This is a genomic window from Nitrosophilus sp. (genome assembly GCF_982775275.1).
Window position 1 is genome coordinate 1 of the sequence record NZ_CEXZHP010000216.1, and the last position, 2,457, is coordinate 2,457.

2 protein-coding genes are annotated in these 2,457 nt (G+C 28.5%); both read right to left on the reverse strand.

Going from position 1 to position 2,457, the window contains the following annotated elements:
- Positions 1–1,919 (reverse strand): PAS domain S-box protein (locus AC30RD_RS08385; protein ID WP_489494037.1); only part of this gene is annotated, 1,919 nt, incomplete at its 3' end.
- Position 1,920: 1 nt separating this feature from the next.
- The coding region (locus AC30RD_RS08390; protein ID WP_489494039.1) for a PilZ domain-containing protein at positions 1,921–2,457 on the reverse strand (537 nt) is incomplete at its 5' end.

Consider the following 2,457-nt stretch of genomic DNA (forward strand, 5'->3'; position numbering starts at 1 on the left):
AGTGCCACTCCGGCTTTTAAAAGTATTTTTATCTCATATCCTTTATAGATAAAGATGTTATCTTCAAGCTTTTGTATCAAACTTTGTGCAAACTCTAATACCTCATCCTTTGTTCTTTTTTTAAAAGATATGAAAGCAAATTCATCAGAAGGAAGACGATAAACTCTCCAGCCATTTTGTTCAAAAAGTTTTAATATTTTTGCACTCTCTTTTAGAACAAAATTTCCTGCCTCATATCCATAAATATCATTTAACTGCCTAAAATCATCAATATTGATGATTATAACACTATAGGCTCTTTTATTTTTTATATCTTCAATCAGCTTGGTTCTGTTTGGTAAAGATGTCAAAGTATCATGATAGAGCATACGTTTTATCTGCTCCTGGGCTCTTATAAGATCTGTTATGTCAACTCTTACCGCAACAAACTCTTGTATCTCACCTTTCTCGTCAATAATAGGGACTATTGAAGTTTTCATAATTAGCTCTTTACCATGTTTCGTCTTGATTTTTAAAATACCTTTCCAAGTCTTTTTTGACAAAATCGTTTTCCACATCTCTTCAAAAATTTTTTTTGGCATATCAGGATGTCTAAATATACTATGAGGCTTTCCAAGTATATCTTCTATCTTATATCCCGTTCTTTTTAAAAAAGCTTCATTTGCATATGTAATAAATCCTTTTTTATCACTCTTTGTCACAAGTGTTGCACTATTTATTGCAATCTGATACCACTTAAGATAATTGATATGCCTATTTATCTGAACAATCATAGTATTAAAAGCTTCCGAAATCTCTCTCATCTCATCATTGGTTTTAATATTCAAAGATGTTGAATAGTCTCCTGCTGAAAACTTTTTGATAGCTTTCTTAAACTCTTCAAGCGGTCTATTTATTGAAAAGAAGAAACCCAAAAATAGATAAAACACTGTTAAAACTACTAACAAAAGTCCAAAAGTAAGCAAAAAAATATCTCTAAAAATCTCGCTTTTTCTTTTTTGAAGATCAAATTCAAATCTTTGAAGTAAGAGATTGTAAAAAGTATCAATATTGTCTATTACATTGGTAGCGTAACTAAAAAAACTTTTTGGAACCATCTGCTCTCTTTTATAAATCAAACCTTCAACAGTATCGAGATAGTTTTTGACTCGTTTTTTCATAAGTTCAAACTCTTTTTCAAGCTCTTGAACATCATTACGGTTTTGTATATAATGAGTCATAGCATAATTTAAAGTATTCATTTCGGAAAAAAGAATTGTTATAAAGTTTTGTATATTTTCTATTTCGCTATTTTTGATCTTCTCTTTTGTTAAAATCCCGGTTATATAACCTCTTATTTTTCCTATAAACTCTTGTATATTTGGCAATGTATCAAACAAGGATACTATCAAATAGTGGTTATTGATATTTTTGTCTTGATTTATACCAAAGAAGTTGGCAATCTCTTTTTTAAGATTAATTAATTTTCTTATCAAAGCGGTATGCAGTTTAAAACTTTCCTTCTTATCCACAATATTTTCAAGTTTTAAGCTTGAATAAAGATTTTGAATATCTTTTCTACTTTTACTTATAATAGTATCGGTTTTAAATTTTTCTTCTAAATTTTTCAGACGTAAAAAGAGGGCTTCCACCTTTTTTTCATTCTCTTTTATATTTTTTTCAAAAACTTTTTCTCCTTCTAAATAACTTTGCATCATTCCTCTATGCTGTTGGATAAGTTTTATAAGTTCTTTTAAAGGGTAGATAAATTTAAGAGCTCTTTGTTCTTTTTCTATGCTGTTTAACTCTTCATAAAAAGTTTTGTAAGTAAAATATGAAGGAAGTAAAAATGGTATAACAACCGCAATTATCATTATACCAATCTTCTTTTTGAAACTCAGTTTTCCAAAAAATGTAATAACAGGTTTTAAAATATCCATATTAAATCCTCAACTCTTTTATTATCTCAAATTGTCTCTCTAAAACGTATTCAGCCAATTCACACTCAAGCTCGTTGTTTAGTTTAAATTCAATCCCAACCTTTTTCAAATCTTCTATCGTATATCTTATAATCCCTTTTGCTTCGATAAGTTTTCCGTTCAGCTCAAATTTAACCAAAACTTCTTCATTTTTTTGCAAATTCTCTATATAATCTATATAAATCCCTATACCTCCAATAGAAATATCATTGATAACTCCATGAATTCTTTCTCCCTTCATCTCAATATCCACAAGAATCGGCTCTTTCGGTTGCACTCTTACAAACCTTCTTTTTTCTTGAGGAAGCTCCGCAAATTCAAAATCAGAAACTATAATATAATCGAACTCTCTATAAAGGGTTATTTTTGCTTTTATAGATTTTGGAAAGGAAGGGATTTTTAAATATAAAGTTTTTTGCTCTTTAAATATATTGTAATTACACTTTTGCACATCCAAAACTATACTGTTTTTTCTTACACTTTTTAAAAAAGATTTACA